The 18252-nt window shown below is 66.7% G+C and carries 17 protein-coding genes; 11 read left to right on the forward strand and 6 right to left on the reverse strand.

What is annotated here, in order from left to right:
* The first annotated feature begins 192 nt into the window (after positions 1-192).
* Together recO and parC are read left to right on the forward strand one after the other, a co-directional pair.
* The gene (gene recO, locus FBZ88_RS04880; protein ID WP_088871442.1) at positions 193-978 is read left to right on the forward strand and encodes a DNA repair protein RecO; all 786 of its coding nucleotides are present in this window, start codon (positions 193-195) and stop codon (positions 976-978) included.
* A 63-nt stretch (positions 979-1041) separates the two neighbouring features.
* Positions 1042-3291, forward strand: a complete 2250-nt coding sequence (gene parC / locus FBZ88_RS04885) for a DNA topoisomerase IV subunit A (RefSeq protein WP_145615660.1) — start codon at positions 1042-1044, stop codon at positions 3289-3291.
* An 80-nt stretch (positions 3292-3371) separates the two neighbouring features.
* Here the strand turns inward: parC and FBZ88_RS04890 are convergent, their stop codons facing one another.
* From FBZ88_RS04890 to FBZ88_RS04905, 4 genes are all read right to left on the reverse strand, one after another.
* A complete protein-coding gene (locus FBZ88_RS04890) occupies positions 3372-5756 on the reverse strand; it encodes a glycoside hydrolase family 9 protein (RefSeq protein WP_246138498.1) in 2385 nt (794 codons plus the stop codon).
* A 290-nt stretch (positions 5757-6046) separates the two neighbouring features.
* Positions 6047-6508: a hypothetical protein gene (locus FBZ88_RS04895; protein WP_145615662.1), complete on the reverse strand. Its 462-nt coding sequence runs from the start codon at positions 6506-6508 to the stop codon at positions 6047-6049.
* 220 nt (positions 6509-6728) lie between these two features.
* Positions 6729-7463, reverse strand: a complete 735-nt coding sequence (locus tag FBZ88_RS04900; protein ID WP_145615663.1) for an arginyltransferase — start codon at positions 7461-7463, stop codon at positions 6729-6731.
* A gap of 181 nt (positions 7464-7644) precedes the next feature.
* On the reverse strand, positions 7645-8790 hold the full coding sequence (locus FBZ88_RS04905) for a flagellar motor protein MotB (RefSeq protein ID WP_145615764.1): 1146 nt from the start codon (positions 8788-8790) through the stop codon (positions 7645-7647).
* Between the two features lie 213 nt (positions 8791-9003).
* Between FBZ88_RS04905 and FBZ88_RS04910 the strand changes: the two genes are divergently transcribed.
* Genes FBZ88_RS04910 through FBZ88_RS04920 form a run of 3 tightly spaced genes read left to right on the forward strand, consistent with a single transcriptional unit; the run spans position 9004 to position 11319 of the window.
* Positions 9004-9855, forward strand: a complete 852-nt coding sequence (locus FBZ88_RS04910) for an alpha/beta fold hydrolase (RefSeq protein ID WP_246138499.1) — start codon at positions 9004-9006, stop codon at positions 9853-9855.
* A 1-nt stretch (position 9856) separates the two neighbouring features.
* Positions 9857-10891, forward strand: a complete 1035-nt coding sequence (locus FBZ88_RS04915; RefSeq protein ID WP_211102516.1) for a YheT family hydrolase — start codon at positions 9857-9859, stop codon at positions 10889-10891.
* Positions 10892-10929: 38 nt separating this feature from the next.
* Positions 10930-11319 (forward strand): VOC family protein, encoded by a 390-nt coding sequence (locus FBZ88_RS04920; RefSeq protein ID WP_145615665.1) that lies wholly within the window; start codon positions 10930-10932, stop codon positions 11317-11319.
* A gap of 49 nt (positions 11320-11368) precedes the next feature.
* Here the strand turns inward: FBZ88_RS04920 and hemB are convergent, their stop codons facing one another.
* Complete coding sequence (gene hemB, locus FBZ88_RS04925) at positions 11369-12391, reverse strand: porphobilinogen synthase (RefSeq protein ID WP_145615666.1); 1023 nt, start codon at positions 12389-12391, stop codon at positions 11369-11371.
* A 305-nt stretch (positions 12392-12696) separates the two neighbouring features.
* On the opposite strand from hemB, the gene FBZ88_RS04930 reads away from it, so the two are divergent.
* From FBZ88_RS04930 to FBZ88_RS04940, 3 genes are all read left to right on the forward strand, one after another.
* Complete coding sequence (locus FBZ88_RS04930; RefSeq protein ID WP_145615667.1) at positions 12697-13815, forward strand: enoyl-CoA hydratase/isomerase family protein; 1119 nt, start codon at positions 12697-12699, stop codon at positions 13813-13815.
* Between the two features lie 277 nt (positions 13816-14092).
* Positions 14093-14566, forward strand: coding sequence for a MarR family winged helix-turn-helix transcriptional regulator (locus tag FBZ88_RS04935; protein WP_145615668.1), 474 nt, complete (start codon positions 14093-14095; stop codon positions 14564-14566).
* A 31-nt stretch (positions 14567-14597) separates the two neighbouring features.
* Positions 14598-14807 (forward strand): DUF6898 family protein, encoded by a 210-nt coding sequence (locus FBZ88_RS04940; protein WP_040845357.1) that lies wholly within the window; start codon positions 14598-14600, stop codon positions 14805-14807.
* A 106-nt stretch (positions 14808-14913) separates the two neighbouring features.
* On the opposite strand, the gene FBZ88_RS04945 is transcribed toward FBZ88_RS04940, so the two are convergent.
* The gene (locus FBZ88_RS04945; RefSeq protein ID WP_145615669.1) at positions 14914-15357 is read right to left on the reverse strand and encodes a Ros/MucR family transcriptional regulator; all 444 of its coding nucleotides are present in this window, start codon (positions 15355-15357) and stop codon (positions 14914-14916) included.
* 563 nt (positions 15358-15920) lie between these two features.
* Here FBZ88_RS04945 and rpiB point away from each other — a divergent pair.
* The 3 genes from rpiB (at position 15921) to nrdR (ending at position 18218) form a co-directional block, all read left to right on the forward strand.
* The gene (gene rpiB, locus FBZ88_RS04950; RefSeq protein WP_145615670.1) at positions 15921-16355 is read left to right on the forward strand and encodes a ribose 5-phosphate isomerase B; all 435 of its coding nucleotides are present in this window, start codon (positions 15921-15923) and stop codon (positions 16353-16355) included.
* Between the two features lie 75 nt (positions 16356-16430).
* Positions 16431-17711, forward strand: coding sequence for a serine hydroxymethyltransferase (glyA, locus tag FBZ88_RS04955; RefSeq protein ID WP_145615671.1), 1281 nt, complete (start codon positions 16431-16433; stop codon positions 17709-17711).
* A 45-nt stretch (positions 17712-17756) separates the two neighbouring features.
* A complete protein-coding gene (nrdR, locus tag FBZ88_RS04960) occupies positions 17757-18218 on the forward strand; it encodes a transcriptional regulator NrdR (RefSeq protein WP_088871453.1) in 462 nt (153 codons plus the stop codon).
* Positions 18219-18252: the final 34 nt, after the last annotated feature.

Below are 18252 nucleotides of genomic sequence, written 5' to 3' on the forward strand. Positions count from 1 at the left end.
ACCAGTCCGCGCGGTGAACCAGCCCCCATAATCCAATGATTGCCAGTAGATGGGCTGTGCACGCGGGCGCTCGGTTCAAGGGTTATTAATGCAGGGTATACTAAAAAACTCAGGAGTGACACCGTTGGCCTAAACGGCGGCGCGAGAGCATTGGCATACACCGTCCGGGGCGCAATCTGCTAGAAGGCTTCCATGGAATGGACTGACGACGCCATCGTGCTTTCTGCCCGGCCGTTCGGCGACACCGCCGCGCTGGTGGTCATGCTGACGCGGGAGCATGGCCGCCACGCCGGCGTGCTGCACGGCGGGCAGTCGTCACGCTATCGCGGCGCGCTGGAGCCGGGGGCCCAGGTCACCGCCCGCTGGCGCGCCCGCACCGCAGACCAGCTGGGCACCTGGACGGTGGAACCCGTGCGCTCCGCCACCGGTCTCTATCTGGACGATCCCTTGCGCCTGGCCGCCATCGTGGCGGCCACCGCCTTGATGGACGCCATGCTGGCGGAGCGGGAGGCCCACCCCGGCCTTTATGACGCCACCCTGGCCCTGTTCGCCGCCCTGGACCTCGACATCTGGCCGGCCGTCTACGTGCGGTGGGAGGTGGGGCTGCTGGAGGAGGCGGGCTTCGGCCTGGACCTGACGCAGTGCGCCAGCACCGGCCAGCCCGTGGGCAACCCGAACGACCAGCTGGCCTACGTCAGCCCCCGCACCGGCCGCGCCGTGTCGGCCTCGGCGGGGGAGCCCTACCGCGACAAGCTGCTGCCCCTGCCGGGCTTCCTCATCGGCCTGGGCTTCCAGGGCGGGGGGGAGGAAGATGTGGCGGCCGGCCTGCGCCTGACCGGCTATTTTCTGGAACGGCATGTCTTCGCCCAGCGCCATGCCGAGGTGCCGCCGGCCCGCCAGCGCCTGGTGGAGCGTTACTTGCGCGCGAACGGTCTTCCGGTCCCCGGGATCGACGGGGCGGAACCGCAGGAAACCTAAGTTTCCCACAGGCTGCACCACGGCTGGCAATCGGCCCACCATATCTGGTAGTGTCCGCCCATCATGACCGATGCCACCGAGATCCTTGACAAGCCCCTGGCCGACGCGCTGGGCGAGCGTTACCTGTCCTACGCCCTGTCGACCATCGTGTCGCGGTCGCTGCCTGATGTGCGTGACGGGCTGAAGCCGGTGCATCGCCGCATCCTCTACGCCATGAGCCAGCTGAAGCTGGAACCCTCCACCCCGCCCAAGAAGTCGGCTCGTGTGGTGGGTGACGTCATCGGCAAGTTCCATCCCCATGGCGACGCCTCGGTCTATGACGCGCTGGTGCGCCTGGCCCAGGACTTCGCCTCCCGCTATCCCCTAGTCCAGGGACAGGGCAATTTCGGCAATATCGACGGCGATAACGCCGCCGCCATGCGATACACCGAGGCCCGCCTGACCGAGGTGGCCAAGGCCCTGCTGGATGGCATCGACGAAGACGCGGTCGACCTCCGCGCTACCTACGACGGCGACGGCGAGGAGCCGGTGGTGTTGCCGTCGGCCTTCCCCAACCTGCTGGCCAACGGCTCGGCCGGCATCGCCGTGGGCATGGCCACCAGCATCCCGCCGCACAACGCCGGCGAGATCTGCGACGCCCTCAGCCTGATCATCGACCGGGAACTGCTGGTGCCGGAAGACCGCCGCCGGCCGGTGACGGTGGATGAGCTGGTCACCCTGATGCCCGGCCCCGACTTCCCCACCGGCGGCGTGCTGGTGGAAAGCCGCGACGCCGTGCGCGAGGCGTACCGCACCGGCCGCGGCGGCTTCCGCCTGCGCGCCAAATGGGAGACGGAGAAGCTGGCCCAGGGCACCTGGCAGATCGTCGTCACCCAGATCCCTTATCAGGTGCAGAAGTCGCGCCTGGTGGAGAAGATCGCCGAACTCCTCATGGAGCGTAAGCTGCCCCTGCTGGAGGATGTGCGCGACGAGTCGGCGGAGGATGTGCGGCTGGTGCTGGTACCCAAGAGCCGCAACGTCGACCCGGCGGTGCTGATGGAACAGCTGTTCCGCAACACCGACCTGGAAGTGAAGATTCCGCTGAACATGAACGTGCTGGACGCCGACCAGGTGCCACGCGTCATGACCCTGCACGAGGTGCTGCGCGCCTATCTGGATCACCGCAACGTGGTCCTGGTGCGCCGCTCCCGCCACCGCCTGGCCAAGATCGAGCACAGGCTGGAGGTGCTGGGCGGCTATCTCATCGCCTACCTGAACCTGGATGAGGTCATCCGCATCATCCGTGAGGAGGATGAGCCCAAGGCCGAGTTGATGCGCGCCTTCGGCCTGACCGATGTCCAGGCCGAAGCCATCCTGAACATGCGCCTGCGTTCCTTGCGCAAGCTGGAAGAGATGGAGCTTCGCCGGGAGCATGAGGGCCTGACCGCCGAGAGGTCGGAACTGTTGTCCCTGCTGGACGACGACGGCAAGCGCTGGACGGCCATCGCCGCCGAGGTCGCCGCCACCAAGAAGCGCTTTGGCCAGGCGACCGAGCTGGGTGCCCGCCGCACCGCCGTGGGCGACGCCCCCACCGACGTGGTGGTGCCGGTGGAGGCCATGATCGAGCGTGAGTCGGTCACCGTCTTCCTGTCGGAGAAGGGCTGGATCCGCGCCGTGAAGGGCCACCTGCCGCCCACCGAGACGGCGGAGGCCAAGTACAAGGAGGGCGATGCCGAGCGCTTCGTCCTGCATGCCGAGACGACGGACAAGCTGCTGGTGTTCTCCAGCACCGGCAAGTTCCACACCATTGGCGTCGATCGCCTGCCGCGCGGCCGCGGCTTTGGCGAGCCGGTGCGCCTGATGGTGGATTTGGGCGACGCCGACATCGTCACCGTGCTGCCCTACCGTCCGGGCAAGCGCCTGCTGGTGGCGTCCAGCGACGGTCGCGGCTTCCAGGTGGATGCGGATGAGGTGGTGGCGCAGACCCGTGCCGGCAAGCAGGTGCTGAACGTGGGCGACGGCGCCACGGCGCTGGCCTGCGTGCCGGTGGAGGGCGACACCATCGCCGTCATCGGCAACAACCGCAAACTGCTGGTCTTCGCCCTGGAGGAACTGCCCGTCATGGTGCGCGGCAAGGGTGTCGCCCTGCAGAAGTACAAGGACGCCAGCCTGTCCGACATCTGCGTGTTCGAAAGCGCCAAGGGCCTGTCGTGGAAAATGGGCGGGGCCGGCGACCGCACCCGGGTGGAGACCGACCTGTCGCCTTGGCGCGGCGCGCGCGGCACCCAGGGCAAGCTGCCACCCAATGGCTTCCCGCGTAACAACCGGTTCTGATCCGTCAGGTCAGAATCCAAATGAAAACGCCGGAGTGGCGATCACTCCGGCGTTTTCATTTTGGGCGGGGCGATAAGGTTTTATTGCCCCTTGGTCACCATGATCCCAGCGTTGGCCGCCAGGATGTAGGAGGTGGTAGTGGCCACGGTGGATTCGTTTTCGAACCAAAGGAAGGGCCAGGCCACCTTCTGCTCCGGGAAGTCCGGCTTGATGACCAGCACGCCCGGTACCATGGCGCCCGGCACGGTGGAGTAATCCGCGCGGTTGTGGGTATAGGCGATCATCTTGGATTCCGTGCCCACGGTGGAAACCAGGGACAGGTTGGTCGCCGGGTGGCGGCCCAGCACGTAGTCCAGGGCATCCAGGGTGTACTGGGTGCCGATGATGCCGGGGAAGGCCTTGTGCAGCAGGTACATGTTGGTGCCGAAGCCGGCCACCTGGCCTGAGCCGGCCCAGGTGCCCATGGCCACGGGCACGCCGAAGGGCGTCTTGGCGGCCTCGGCGTCGATGGTGGCCTTGGCCTCCGTCACCGCCTGGGTCAGCTGCGCGCGGTAGTCGGCGTCCATGTAGGGCAGGGCCAGCGTCGCCATGCCGCCCAGGAAGGCGAAGCGCTGCTTGATGGTGGGCAGCAGGGACTTCAGCTTGTTGGTGTACAGCGGATCGGCGCCCTTGGTGGTGATCACCAGATCCACCGTGGCGGAAAAGGCGGCCATGTCGAGCAGATCGGCGGGGTTCCAGTCACCCCGTTCCGGCCGGTCCATGCGGTCGCTGGGATCCTGCTGGTTGGCCCACATCACCTTGGCGGCGGCCAGTGCCTGGGCGGCCAGGTCGGGATCGATCTCCCCCAGCACGCGCGAGGCGGCGGCCAGGGCGCCGGCCACATGGTAATCGTCCGCCGGCACGTCGGAGGTGAAGGCCCAGCGGTCGTCGGGCACGCCGGAATAGGTGCCGTTGCTCTCGTTGGGGCCCAGTTTGGGATCGTAGATCAGGCGGTCGGTCTGCGAGCCGGCGTCGCCCAGGTGGGTGTACTGCTTCAAGGTCGGCTCGATGATGCCGACGATGGCGTGGCCGAAGACCTTGTACTGGGCCAGCAGCTGCAAGGTGCCGTGGCGGATCTGCTGCAGCACGTCGGGGATGCCGTCGGGCTTGCGGATCTCCACCTGGCGGGCGGCCTCGTCGATGGTGTCCTCATCCCAATCCATGCCGAACAGTTCCCGCGCCCGTACCAGGTCGCGCACCACCCAGGCGTTGTCGGAGGTCTGGATGTCATAGTCGCCGGCATCCTGCCACCCGCCCACGTTCAGGCCGGGAATGTGCTCCCCCGGCTTGAAGGGCGAGTCCAGGTGCGGGCCCATCTTGTACCCGTCGAAATGGTGGATGTTGGGGGCGGCCTGCCGGGCGTCGTCGATGTGGGACAGGCCCTGCCAGGCGCGATACTGCTCGCGTACCGCGATGTGGTCCATCTGCTCCGCCAGATAGGTGTCCAGCGACGGCTGCCAGATGTGGTCGTAGGCATCGGGGGCGATGCGGAAGGGATTGAACAGGTGCCCGGCGTAGGAGATGGCGTAGATGCCGGGCGTGCGCACCGAGGAGAAGTCGAAGGTGGCGTAGTCATAGCGCAGCCACTTGCCCCAGGGCTTGATGGTGCCCTTCAGCGCCACGGTCTGGCTGCCGTCGGCGCCGATGCGCACCAGCTGGATGTCCTTGGGCGCCTTCATGTGCGGGTCGAGTTCGACGGTCGCGACCTTGGCCCGGTCGGGCGTGTAGCCCGCCTGGTTGAAGGCGACGACCGGATCGCGCACCCAGTTCTTGATGACGTTGGGATGGACATGCCAGACGATGGCGTCCGTGGTCTTGCCCGCCGGAATCAGGGCGCGCACCACGAACCAGCCGTTCTGCGCCCGGTTGCGCGCGTCATAGAGGGCCAGGGGCGAGGTGTCGGAGGTGATGGCCACGCGCGTCAGCGGATCCTCCGGCGCCAGCACGATGGACGAGCCGCCGGAGGCCAGGGGCAGCGGGTCGCCCGAGCCGTCCTTGGCCATGGGCCCGGCGGGGTTGCGCGGGAACAGGCCCGAACTGTCGCCCAGCACATAGGTCTTGCCGAAATAGCTGGTGGGCAGGAAATCCAGGCTGAAGGCGGCCTTGCCGACATACTCCGCCGGCAGCGGCTGATCCATGTTCACCGCCACGCGGAAGCCCGTGCCCTCCGGCGTGATGACCAGGCGGTAGCTGAAGCCCTGTTCGGGGAAGTTGCTGTAGACCGTCAACTGGTCGGGGCCGGGGCCGCGCTCGCGCTTCACGAAGGCGGGGACGGGGTCCCACTGTTCCGGCGTGGGGTTCAGGCGCACGGCGCCATCGGTGGCGATGCGCTCACCATGCAGCACGATCTGGATGCCGGCGTTCTTTTCGTCGCGGAATACCGGATGGAAGTGCATCTGGTCGATGATGACGCTGAGGCCCTGCATTTCCAGGGTCTCGTTCGGGCTGACGGTCAGTCCCCCCCCAGGCGTTTTCGGCGAGCCGGCAATGGCCGGCGGCGTGGCGGCAAGGCATGATTGGATAAGCCATGGCTGAATAGCCAAGGCGGCGGCGAACCAGACTGCCCGCATGGATGTCCCTCCCGTTAGCGTTAACATTTTTATGTTAACGGTACCATTTTGCCCACACTGTGCGGCAAAGCGGGCGCGGACACAACCCCCACTTCGAAGCAGGTGCAGGCGGCCGGGGTAGGGGAGCGCCCCTGGAAAGGGGGCGGTTATCGGGCGCGAACCGTGATGGTGACGGTGTCGCTGAAGAAGCCGCCCCGGCGCACCGTCTGGCGCGGCAGGCTCAGCAGGATGCTGCCGGTGCGCAGTTCCGTCTGCGGGTCCAGGCGGTTGATCACCTGCGGCTCGCTCAGGGGGCGGCCGTCCACCTGATCGTAGGAGATGGTATAGGGGATTTTATTGCCGCTGGCATCGACCAGGGCGCCGCCGTTGTTGGATGATAGCACCACGGTGTAGCCTGCGGACTCGTTGCAGTGCTCGCCCAGGTCGCCCAGCATGACGTTGCCGCCGTCCGTCGACAGGCTGGTATCGCCGGTGGAAACGGACACGAAACAGTTGGACTCCACCACCCCCTTTACGGCGATGTTCAGCGCCATCGCCGGCTTCATCGCCGGCAACGCCAGAACCAAGGCCAGGAACGCAGGGCGGATGAAACCGCTGACCGCACGCATGGAACGCAGGCACCCTTTTCTCAAGGTCCGGGCGCGACACCCCCGATGGGTGCCGCTGTCGGGCATATCGCAACGTAGCAATATACATGCCGTTAATTTAGCAGCGGTATGACGCCGCCGACTCGCGTGCGGGCTGGCGCCTCTTGCTCAATGAAAGACGCTTTTTGCATTGTGCAATGAATTTTGGAAATGTGACGGCGTGTGACGGCAAAAACCGTCATCAGGAGGCGGGTTCCAACGGCAGCCAACCGTCCCGGCCCAAGGCCTCCAGCGGCTGGAAGCGCCGCTTGTAATCCATCTTGCGGCTACCCTCGATCCAGTAGCCGAGATAGACGTGGGGCAGGCCCTCGCGGCGGGCTTGGTCCACCAGGGTAAGGATCAGGTGGGTGCCCAGGCTGCGTTCCGGCATGTCGGGGTTGTAGAAGCTGTAGACGGCCGAAAAGCCGTCATCCAGGCGGTCGGTCAGGATCGCGCCCATCAGGGTGCCGCCGCCGTCGCGCAGGGTATAGAGCCGGCTGTCGACCTGGCCTTCCTCGATCATGGCGGTGTAGTCGGTCATGCCCATGCGGCTCATGTCGCTGTCGCTGTGGCGCGCGGCCTGATAGCTGGCGAAAACCTGAAACTGTTCCGCCGTGGCGCTGGCCGGCTGCATGCCCGCCACCAGGTCGGCATTGGCGCGCATGACCTTGCGCATGGTCTTGTTGGGGCTGAAGGTGGCGACGGGGATGCGCACGGGCACGCAGGCGGCGCAGCCGCTGCAGACGGGCCGGTAGACGATGTCGTGGCTGCGGCGGAAGCCCGCGCGGGACAGGGCGGAATTGACCCCGCTGGCCTGCTGCCCCACCAGCCGGGTGAACAGCTTGCGCTCCATGCGCCCGGGCAGGTAGGGGCAGGGCATGGGGCCGGAGCGGTAGAATTGCTGCAACGGCCGGGAATGGGGGGGGATGACGGACATCCGCGCCTTTCTTGAACGGTCAGGGCTCCTGGGACATTGCCCCGGGGGCAAGCGAACGAATACTAGGCCTACTCAAGAACCATGCCGGCCAAAACGATACCCGATGTTGGGGACTGGATGAACTTTACCGGGAGATGTAGGGCCATACCAGAGGCATTCCCTTTGGGGGTAATCGTGTTCTTCAGCGCCCGCCGCCTTCCGGCCGGCTGGTGACCGAGGGGGGCGGGGGCGGCACGGGCTGGCCGGCCGGGGTGGTGGGGACGCCTGCGGGCGTGGTGGCGGTACCCGGCGGCGTGGCCGTTTCCGTCAGGGGATGTTCGCGCAGCACGGTGATGCTGATGCGCCGGTTGCGCGGCGACTTGGGATCCTCGGGGAAGAGCGGGTCGCGGTCGGCCAGCCCCACGACGGAGGCGATGCGATCCTCGGCCACGCCCGCGGCGGCCAGGGCGCGTCGGCTGGCATTGGCGCGGTCCGACGACAGTTCCCAATTGCCGTAGTTGCCGCTGCCGTTATTGGCGAAGGGCGTGTTGTCGGTGTGGCCGGTGATGGACACCTTGTTGGGCAGCTTGGCCACCGCTTGCGCCACCAGCGACAAGAGCTGGGCCGTCTGCGTGTTCATCTTGGCGCTGCCGGACGGGAACATGGAGTAACCGTCCTGATCCACCAGGTTCAGCCGCTCCCCTTCCGGGGTGCGCTGCATGATGACGTTCTGCTGCAGGGCCTTCAGTTCCGGCACCTGCTGGATGGCCTGGCGGACCTCTTTCTCGATTTCCTTGAACTGCTGGTCCTCGTGCTGGGCCAGGGCCTGCTTCAGCTCCTGCTCGTCCACCTTGCCGTCGCCGTTCTGGTCCATGTCCAGCCGGCCGTCGCCCGACTTGCTGCCGTCGCTGCGCCCGCCGTTGTTGTCGGTGGTGCCGCTGGTCTTCTCATCCTTGCCGTCGGGCTTGCCCTGGGCCTCGTCCGTGGCGTCCTCCACCGACTGGAAGGCGTTGGACGCCTGGGGGCGCGAGGGCAGGGGCACCGCCACCGAGGTGGGGGAGCTGTTGTTCATGGCCGCGCCGTTGACCGTGATGGTCTTGCCGCCCAGCACACCGCCGGCGCCGCTTTCCTGCTTGGACGGGGTGGCGGGGCTGAAATAGTCGGCCAGGCCCAGCTTCTGCTCCGCCGTGGTCACGCTCAGCAGCCACAGCAGCAGGAAGAAGGCCATCATGGCGGTGACGAAGTCGGCATACGCCACCTTCCAGGCGCCGCCGTGGTGCCCGTCGCCGCCCTTGTTCACCTTCTTGATGATGATGGGCGCCTTCTCGTCGCCCCCCGCGCTGGCCAAGCCGGTATCCCCCATGCCTTCCGTGGGCGACCAGTGTAACCGGGGGCAGGGGCGGCGCGACAGATCCTAAATGGCCCGGCCGCGATGAACGCCCCTCCCAGGTCCTACCCGGAACGATCGGTCGCGGGCGGCATATGGTCATGGCGCCGCTGCTGGCCAAGGGCGGGCTTTCCCCGGGCCGGGGCCCATGGTATCGCTTTGACCATGGCGACCATGACCGAACATACCCTTCGGGGTCTCTCCGCCCTGGGCTTCCACCGCCTGGCCTACACGCAGTGGATGCCAGAGGGTGGGCTCCCCGGACGCACCATCGTTTGCTGCCATGGCCTCACCCGCAACGGCCGCGACTTCGACGTGCTAGCGGCGGACCTGGCTGACAGCCTGGATGCCCGCGTGGTCTGTCCCGATGTGGTGGGCCGCGGCAAGAGCGGCACGCTGGCCAATCCCGACCTCTACGGCTACCCGCAGTACCTGGCCGACATGGCGGCGCTGATCGCGCGCCTGGATGTGGAGAGCCTGGACTGGGTCGGCACCTCCATGGGCGGTCTGATCGGCATGATCCTGGCGGCCCAGGGCGATACCCCCATCACCCGGCTGGTAGTGAATGATGTCGGCCCCCTGGTGCCCAAGGTGGCGCTGGAACGCATCGGCACCTATGTCGGCACCAACCCAGTGTTCCGTACGGTGGACGAGGTGCAGCGCTACCTCAGCCTGGTCTACGCCCCCTTCGGCGACCTGACGGAGGCGCAGTGGCGCCACCTGGCCGAGCACGGCTATTGGACGCGGCCCGATGGCACGCTGGGCCTGGCCTACGACACCGGCATCGCCCGCGCCTTCCAGACCCAGCCCATCACCGATGTCGATCTATGGCCGGTGTGGGGCATGATCCGCTCCCCTGTCCTGGCCATCCGCGGCCTGCAGTCCGACCTGCTGACGGCGGAGATCGCGCAGGCGATGACGGAGCGGGGACCCAAGGCCACGCTGTTCGAGGTGGCGGACGCCGGCCACGCCCCGGCGCTGATGGATCCGGCGCAACTGGCGGCCGTGCGCGACTTCTTGCGCTAAGGTGCCGTACCCCGTTTCGCCTTTGCCCCCCGGCTACCCGGCCTTCCGGCCGCGCCTGCCGTGGCTGGGCCCGGACCTGCAGACCCTACGCAATACCCTGCGCCGCCCCCGGCACGCTTTGCCGGCGGGCGAGGTGCTGGTCTTTCCCATGGGCGACGGCACCGGGGACAGCCTGGCCGGCACGCTGCACCGTCCCTCCGCTCCGGCCGCCGGCCGGCCCTTGGTGGTGCTGATCCACGGCTTGGCGGGGTCGGAGGACAGCCCCTACATCCGCGCCGCCGCCGGGGTGGTGCTGGCCCGCGGCCATGCCGTCCTGCGCCTGAACCTGCGCGGTGCCGGTCCCATGGTCGGCCGGACGCGCCAGCGCTATCACGCTGGCCGCACGCAGGATGCCCGTGCCGTGCTCGCGCACCTTGCCACGACCCTGCCGGACCTGACGGCGCCGGGTGTGGTGGTGGTGGGCTATTCCCTGGCCGGCAACATGGTGCTGAAGCTGATGGGGGAGGTGGGGGCGCTGCCCCCCATGGTGCGCGGCGGCGTGGCGGTGTCGGCGCCCATCGACCTGTCCGCCACCTCCCGCCGCTTCCTGAAGGCGCGCAACCGCCCCTACCACCTGTGGCTGTTGCGCCAGATGAAGTCGGAGACGCTGGCCAAACCGGCCGAGCCCGGAACGGCCGAGGCGGAGCGCCAGGCGGCGGTGCGGCGCGCCCGCACCATCTACGACTTCGACGACGGCTATGTGGCGCCCGCCAACGGCTGGCGGGACGCGGAGGATTATTATCGCGTCAATAGCGCGCTCCAGTTCCTGCCAGCCATCACCCGGCCCACCCTGGTCATCCACGCGCTGGACGATCCCTGGATCGCGCCGAAGCCCTATCTGGCCTTCGACTGGGCGGCGCACCCGGCACTGGTCCCCCTGATCGTGACCAAAGGGGGGCATGTCGGATTTCATGCCGCGGCTGAGGGGCGGGGCGCTATTTTAGGTGGTGGATGGCTCGATCGATGCCTGGTGCGTTTTCTGGAAACGCTGGCATGATGGGGGCGCGATAATAAACATCTGGGAGGGTCATTCCTGTGCTGGATCACATTGGCTTCTCGGTCGCCGACTTCGCGACCTCCTCCGCCTTCTACGATCACGCCCTCGCCCCGTTGGGCATCACCCGCCTCATGAACATCACCGAAGAGATGACGGGCGCCGGCGCCCACGCCGGCTACGGCAGCGACGGCAAACCCTATTTCTGGATCGGCACGGGGCGGCGCCTGCAGGGCGGGGCTTTGCACATCAGTTTCGCGGCGGCGGATCGCAAGACGGTCGACGCCTTCCACGCCGCGGCCCTGGCCGCCGGTGGGCGGGATAACGGCGCGCCGGGCCTGCGCCCGCACTATCATCCCAACTATTACGGGGCTTTCGTGCTGGATCCCGACGGCCATAATATCGAGGCCGTCTGCCACGATCCCGAATGACGGACAGGCGGCGCGGACCGGATGCGCGTCCGGTCCGCGCCTTGCCCGGTCAGTGGCCGGCCCGCAGCAGCCGGGCGGCGTCGATGGCGCCATAGGTCAGGATGGCGTCGGCGCCGGCGCGCCGGAAGGCCAGCAGCGTTTCCAGCAGCGACTTCTCGTAATCCATCCAACCGTTCCGGGCGGCCGCCTTCATCATGGCGAACTCGCCGCTGACCTGGTAGGCGAAGGTGGGCACGCCGAACTCCGCCTTCACCCGGTGGACGATGTCCAGGTAGGGCAAGCCCGGCTTCACCATGACCATGTCCGCGCCTTCCTCAAGGTCCAGCTGCACCTCGCGCAGGGCCTCGTTGGTGTTGGCGGAATCCATCTGGTAGGTGCGCTTGTCGCCCTTCAGCAGGCCACCGGTCTTCACCGCGTCGCGGAAAGGGCCGTAGAAGGCGGAGGCGTACTTGGCGGCATAGGCGCATATGCGGGTCAGCTCATGCCCGCTCTCGTCCAGGGCGTCGCGGATGGCGCCGACGCGGCCGTCCATCATGTCGGACGGGGCGATGATGTCGCAGCCCGCCGCCGCCTGCACCAGCGACTGCTGCACCAGCACGGCCACCGTCTCGTCGTTCAGGATGCGGCCGTCGGTGACGATGCCGTCGTGGCCGTGGCTGGTGTAAGGGTCCAGCGCCACGTCGCCCAGGGTGCCGATGTCCGGCACCTCGCGCTTGATGGCGCGTAGGGCCCGGCACATCAGGTTGTCGGGGTTGGTCGCCTCGCTGCCCATGGGATCCTTCTGGTCCGCCGACAGGCAGGGGAACAGGGCCACGCAGGGGATGCCCAGGTCGCGCGCCTCGGCCACGGCCGGCACCAGCAGGTCGATGCTGAGCCGCTCCACCCCCGGCATGGAGGCGACGGGTTCCCGCTGGTTCTCACCATCCACCACGAAAACCGGCCAGATCAGGTCATCGACCGACAGCCGGGTTTCCGCCACCAGCCGGCGCGTCCAGGCATCGACGCGGTTGCGGCGCGGACGCTGGCGGGGATCGCCGCCGAAACGGCGGGGCAGGGAGGCATGATCAACCATGGAAGGTCTCCAAGTCCTTGAGACGTTTGGGAATGACGTTGGGTAAGGAACCGGTGGCGGGAATGCTACGCCTGGGATCCCCGCCCCTCAAGGGTGCGGACGGGGGCGGGCCGCCCGCCCAGGTCAACGCTGCCCTGCCGGAGGCGGGGTTGGGGAGCCGGGGCAGGGGGCGGCGATGGCCGCCGGGCTGGCATTGCCCGGTGCCGCTCCCTATGATCTCCGGCAACGGGCGGGGCTGCTGGCCGCCGCCCCACAGATAAATCCGAAGGCCCTGAGGGCCTCGGCAGACTTCGGGGGATGAGGGAATGAACGAGACCGTGGATCTAGGTGCGGCGGAACAGCCCCACGTCATCTGCACCGTGCGCGGCGCCATCGGCCATGTGCTGCTGAACCGGCCCAAGGCGCTGAACGCGCTGACCCTGGACATGATCCGCATCATCGATCCGCAGCTGGCCGCCTGGGCCCGGGACCCGGCCGTCAAGGCGGTGGTGATCCAAGGGGCTGGCGACCGCGCCTTCTGCGCCGGCGGCGACGTGCGCGCCGTGTGGGACAGCGGCAAGGCCCTGCAACGCGGGGAAGGTGATGGCGCCGTCGCCCGCGACTTCTTTCGTGAGGAATACCGGCTGAACCGCCGAATCAAGCGCTACCCCAAGCCCTACATCGCCCTGCTGGACGGCATCACCATGGGCGGCGGCGTGGGCCTGTCGGTGCACGGCAGCCACCGGGTGACGACCGAGAAGGCCCTGCTGGCCATGCCGGAGACGGGAATCGGCCTGTTCCCCGACGTGGGCGGCGGTTACTTCCTGTCCCGCCTGCCGGGGGAACTGGGCACCTACCTGGCGCTGACCGGGGCCCGCCTGGGCGCCGCCGACGCCGCCTATGCCGGAATCGCCACCCACCACGTCCCCTCCGCCCAATTGGGCGCGCTGCTGGAGGATCTGGCCGCCGCCGATTATGGCGCGCATGCGCACGCCGCCGTCGATGCCGCGCTGGCCCGCCACGCCGCCTTCCCCGGCGAGGCGCCGCTGGCCGCCCACACGCCCTCGATCGACCGCAGCTTCAACGCCGAGACGGTGGAAGAGATCCTGGCCTGCCTGTGCGATGAAACGCAGGGCTTCGACGACGCCTGGGCGTCGGCCACGGTGAAGACCCTGTCGCAGATGTCACCCACCAGCCTGAAGGTGACCTTGAGCCAGTTGCGCCGGGGCGTGTCGCTGGAGATCGAGGATGTGCTGGTCATGGAATACCGCATGACCCAGGCGGTGATGGCCGGCCATGACTTTTACGAAGGCATCCGGGCCCAGCTGGTGGACAAGGACCGCCAGCCGAAATGGCGGCCGGCGACCCTGGCCGAGGTGTCCGAGTCTGAGGTGGAGCGCCACTTCCAGCCGGTGCCATCCGGGGACCTCGCCTTCACCGATTGACGTACACCGGAGCGGTAGGCCAGGCGGGAATCGCCCGGCTTATCCCTCCGGAAGAGATATGCCGGATAAACGGATGGCGGACCTACCCTTTAGGGGTAGGAAAGCCTCGACTCAGCCGCCAGATTCTGAGCATTTCTTACATTATCGGGTCGATTACCCGGGGGCGATGCGTTAAAGTCTTGTCCGTCCAATGGAATCTACGTATCCCAAATGGTTCATGCCGGTTTACTTGCCGGCGAACACTCTATGTCGTCGGTTCAGTGTGAAGGAGAGGGCTTTGAAGCAACCTTACTACGACAGCATCCTGTTGATCGAAAGGCTGCATCGGCACTTTCTGGAAGTGCTGAAGGTCGAACTGGACCGGCAAGGTGTGCAGGACATCAACAACGTCCAGAGCTTGATCCTCTACAACATCGGTGAGGATGAACTGACGGTGGGGGAGTTGACCGCGCGGGGCTACTACCTGGGGTCGAATGTCTCCTACAACGTCAAGAAGATGCATGAGAATGGCTACCTGACTCAGGAGCGGTCGGCCCATGACCGCCGCTCCGTGCGCGTCCGCCTCTCGGACAAGGGCATCGCGCTGCGCGACAAGATCAACACCCTGTTCGAGCGCCAGGTGGGCGCCCTGGGTGAGGCGGGCCTGTCGGCGGATGAACTGAACAAGGCCAATGAGTTGATGCGCAAGTTGGAGCGGTTCTGGACTTCGGCCCTGGACTACACCAACTATCCTGCCAGTTCCGCCGCCTGAACGTCGGCGTTTATTCCAAGCAGGATGCCGGATGATGGCCGGGAACGACGAAGTCTATGTCGAATACCATCGGATCGGTCAGATCGTGAAGGCGACCGCCATCGACGCCAATACAGGCGTCGAAGTGTCGATTCAGGGACCGGCCAACCTACCGCAGGAACATTTGCGCCGGGTAGTGGTGGCCAAACTGCGGTACGTCCTGGCGAAAAGGCGGAACAAGCCGCGTGGTATCCTGGCTTGAACAGCCGTCCAGGTGGCCAGAAATGAAAAACCGCCGCTCCTCATCGGGCGGCGGTTTTCATTTGGGCCGGCCCGGCCCTCGAGGGGCTGGACCGCAACGCGGTAACTTAGGACGCGCGGCGCCGCGGCTGATCCGCCGGGGCCTTGCCCAGGCCAATCTTCTTCGCGAACTCCGACCGCTGGGCGGCGTAGTTCGGGGCGACCATGGGATAGTCGGCCGGCAGGCCCCACTTGGCGCGGTATTCGTCAGGGGTCATGTTGTAAGTCGAGCGCAGATGCCGCTTCAGCATCTTCAGCTTCTTACCATCTTCCAAGCAGACGATGTATTCCGGGGTCACAGACTTGCGCACGGGCACGGCAGGACGCTGCGGCTCAGGCTGAGCCTCGACCTGCGGCATGTCGAGGCCGGCCAGAGAGCTGTAAACCGTGCTGATGATCTCGGGAATCTGCTGGGCCGGCAGGGCATTTTTGCCAACATAGGCAGAGACGATTTCCGACGTCATCCGGAGAAGTTGAGACGCGCGCAGGTCGCCGTCCTGTTGTTCAATCATTTCAACTGCCTTGACACATTGGAACGAAGTGCGTGTACCCCTCGCACAGTCATAATGTTATGTCAATGTTAATTCGGCTTGTCCTATCGACGTAGGCCTGGTCTTCATACCCTTCATCAAGTGTTTAGCCGTGTTGACTTGGATGGGGATAGTTGGAGCAAATCCCGTTGATTGTGACGTCCATCACATGTCGACAATTTTAGACGGATTGCGGGCTTCACCGTTGAGTTGCTGCATTGGCGGGCTATTGCAGGCGCAGGGGATTCTACTCGACGTTGTCGGGGGACCATCACAACCACCAGCGCGAACACACCCGGCGCTTCGCCGCGTTTGACCGACGCGCCGGGTTTAGATCGGCGTGCCAGGCATATCCTGGCTGCGCCGCCAGCGGATCCCGGAACTGGTGCCGGCAGGGCGCATCTGGTAGTGTCCACACGGTTTTTAGCCCCCACTTCTTGTGGCGCCGCACCATTCGCGGGCGTCCGGGCCCGGGGGCGGCGCCGGGGAGCGGGCCATGCGGGCGCGCCCCCGGGCGCGCGCGTTCACGAAATGGGTTGGGCCTCATGACCGCCAAGACGTTTGCCATTGCTTCCGATCACGCCGGCACCGAGCTGAAGGCCGCGCTGAAGGCGCTGCTGGAGGAACAGGGCGTGACCGTCCTGGACCTGGGCACCAATGGCCCCGCAAGCGTCGACTACCCCAATTTCGCCGACGCCGTGGCGGCCGCCCTGGCCGACGGCCGGGCCGAGGCCGGCGTGCTGATCTGCGGCACCGGCATCGGCATCAGCATCGCCGCCAACCGGCACCGCCATGTCCGCGCGGCCCTGTGTCACGACATCACCACCGCCCGCCTCTGCCGCCAGCACAACGACGCCAACGTCCTGGTGCTGGGCGCCCGCATCGTCGGGCTGGAGGTGGCGCGCGATTGCACCTTGGCTTTCCTGTCCACGCCGTATGAAGGGGGACGTCACGCCCGGCGCGTTGCCATGCTGGGCTGAGGCGCCTTTCCCCGGGACCGGCGCCCCGGCGCGGGTCCAGACGACATGGGATCCGCATCATAGAGGGTTGTCAGAATGGCTTTTACTCAAAGCGCCGGTTTCTTCAGCGACACGCTGGCGGCGGCCGATCCCGAACTGGCCCGCGTCATTGGTGACGAGCTGCACCGCCAGCAGGACCAGATCGAGCTGATCGCGTCGGAGAACATCGTTTCCCGCGCCGTGCTGGAGGCCCAGGGCTCCGTCCTGACCAACAAGTACGCCGAAGGTTACCCGTCCAAGCGCTACTACGGCGGCTGCGAATATGTCGATGTGGCCGAGCAGCTGGCCATCGACCGCGCCAAGGCCCTGTTCAACTGCGCCTATGCCAACGTGCAGCCGCATTCCGGCGCGCAGGCCAACCAGGCGGTGTTCATGGCCCTGCTGAAGCCGGGCGACACCTTCATGGGCATGGACCTGACCCATGGCGGCCACCTGACCCACGGGTCCGCCGCCAACCAGTCCGGCAAATGGTTCAACGTCGTCAGCTACGGCGTGCGCCCGGAAGACCACCGCATCGATTACGAGGCGATGGAGGCCAAGGCCCGCGAGCACAAGCCCAAGCTGATCATCGCCGGCGCGTCCGCCTACCCGCGTGAGATCGACTTCGCCCGTTTCCGCGCCATCGCGGATGAGATCGGCGCCTACCTGATGGTGGACATGGCCCATTACGCGGGCCTGGTCGCCGCCGGCGTCTATCCCAGCCCGCTGCCGCACGCCCACATCGTCACCACCACCACGCACAAGACCCTGCGCGGTCCGCGCGGCGGCATGATCCTGTCCAACGACCTGGATCTGGGCAAGAAGATCAACTCGGCGGTGTTCCCCGGCCTGCAGGGCGGCCCGCTGATGCACGTCATCTCCGCCAAGGCCGTGGCCTTCGGCGAGGCGCTGAAGCCCGAGTTCAAGGAATACGCCGCCCAGGTGAAGGCCAACGCCCAGGTGCTGGCCGACGTGCTGATCAAGGGGGGCTTGGACATCGTCTCCGGCGGCACCGACAGCCACATCGTGCTGGTCGACCTGCGTCCCAAGAAGCTGACGGGCCGCGACGCCGAGGTCAGCCTGGAACACGCCGGCATGACCTGCAACAAGAACGGCGTGCCCTTCGACCCGGAGAAGCCGATGGTGACCTCCGGCGTCCGCCTGGGCACCCCGGCCGCCACCACGCGCGGCTTCGGCACCGAGGAATTCCGCCAGGTCGGCGAGATGATCATCGAGGTGCTGGACGCGCTGGCCAAGTCCAACGGCGACAACTCGGCCGCCGAGGCGCGGGTGCGGGAAAAGGTTCAGGCGCTCTGCCGCCGTTTCCCGATTTACTGAAACAGGGCTGGTTGAACGGCCTTACACGGAGGGGGACCAGGAGTAATGCGCTGCCCGTTTTGTGGTAACGACGACACCCAGGTGAAGGATTCTCGGCCCACCGAGGATAACTCCGCCATCCGCCGCCGCCGCTTCTGCCCCTCCTGCGGCGCGCGGTTCACGACGTTCGAGCGCGTGCAACTGCGTGAGCTGACCGTGGTGAAGGCGACCGGGCAGCGCGAACCCTTCGACCGCGAGAAGGTCTTGCGGTCGATGCGGGTCGCCTTGCGCAAACGGCCGGTGGACGCCGACCGCATCGACCGGGTGGTGAACTCCATCGTTCGCCAGCTGGAATCGTCCGGTGAGACGGAAATCCCGTCCAAGCAGATCGGCAGCATGGTGATGGATACGCTGGCCCAGTTAGACCAGATTGCCTACATCCGCTATGCCTCGGTCTACAAGGATTTCCGCGAAGTGGCCGATTTCAATGAGTTCGTCGGCCATCTTAAGACCGATCCTGAAGTCTGACGATATGATACCTACAGGCGGGGCTTGAACGAGC

It is taken from the genome of Nitrospirillum bahiense (assembly GCF_007828025.1).
Classification (GTDB): Bacteria; Pseudomonadota; Alphaproteobacteria; order Azospirillales; family Azospirillaceae; genus Nitrospirillum; species Nitrospirillum amazonense.

Coding starts and splice junctions, on each gene's coding strand:
- nrdR (WP_088871453.1), top strand. CDS start 17,757: ATGCGCTGCCCGTTTTGTGGTAACGACGACACCCAGGTGAAGGATTCT.
- FBZ88_RS04930 (WP_145615667.1), top strand. CDS start 12,697: ATGAACGAGACCGTGGATCTAGGTGCGGCGGAACAGCCCCACGTCATC.
- recO (WP_088871442.1), top strand. CDS start 193: ATGGAATGGACTGACGACGCCATCGTGCTTTCTGCCCGGCCGTTCGGC.
- hemB (WP_145615666.1), bottom strand. CDS start 12,391: ATGGTTGATCATGCCTCCCTGCCCCGCCGTTTCGGCGGCGATCCCCGC.
- glyA (WP_145615671.1), top strand. CDS start 16,431: ATGGCTTTTACTCAAAGCGCCGGTTTCTTCAGCGACACGCTGGCGGCG.
- FBZ88_RS04890 (WP_246138498.1), bottom strand. CDS start 5,756: ATGCAGGGCCTCAGCGTCATCATCGACCAGATGCACTTCCATCCGGTA.
- FBZ88_RS04910 (WP_246138499.1), top strand. CDS start 9,004: ATGACCGAACATACCCTTCGGGGTCTCTCCGCCCTGGGCTTCCACCGC.
- FBZ88_RS04940 (WP_040845357.1), top strand. CDS start 14,598: ATGATGGCCGGGAACGACGAAGTCTATGTCGAATACCATCGGATCGGT.
- FBZ88_RS04895 (WP_145615662.1), bottom strand. CDS start 6,508: ATGCGTGCGGTCAGCGGTTTCATCCGCCCTGCGTTCCTGGCCTTGGTT.
- FBZ88_RS04900 (WP_145615663.1), bottom strand. CDS start 7,463: ATGTCCGTCATCCCCCCCCATTCCCGGCCGTTGCAGCAATTCTACCGC.
- parC (WP_145615660.1), top strand. CDS start 1,042: ATGACCGATGCCACCGAGATCCTTGACAAGCCCCTGGCCGACGCGCTG.
- rpiB (WP_145615670.1), top strand. CDS start 15,921: ATGACCGCCAAGACGTTTGCCATTGCTTCCGATCACGCCGGCACCGAG.
- FBZ88_RS04945 (WP_145615669.1), bottom strand. CDS start 15,357: ATGATTGAACAACAGGACGGCGACCTGCGCGCGTCTCAACTTCTCCGG.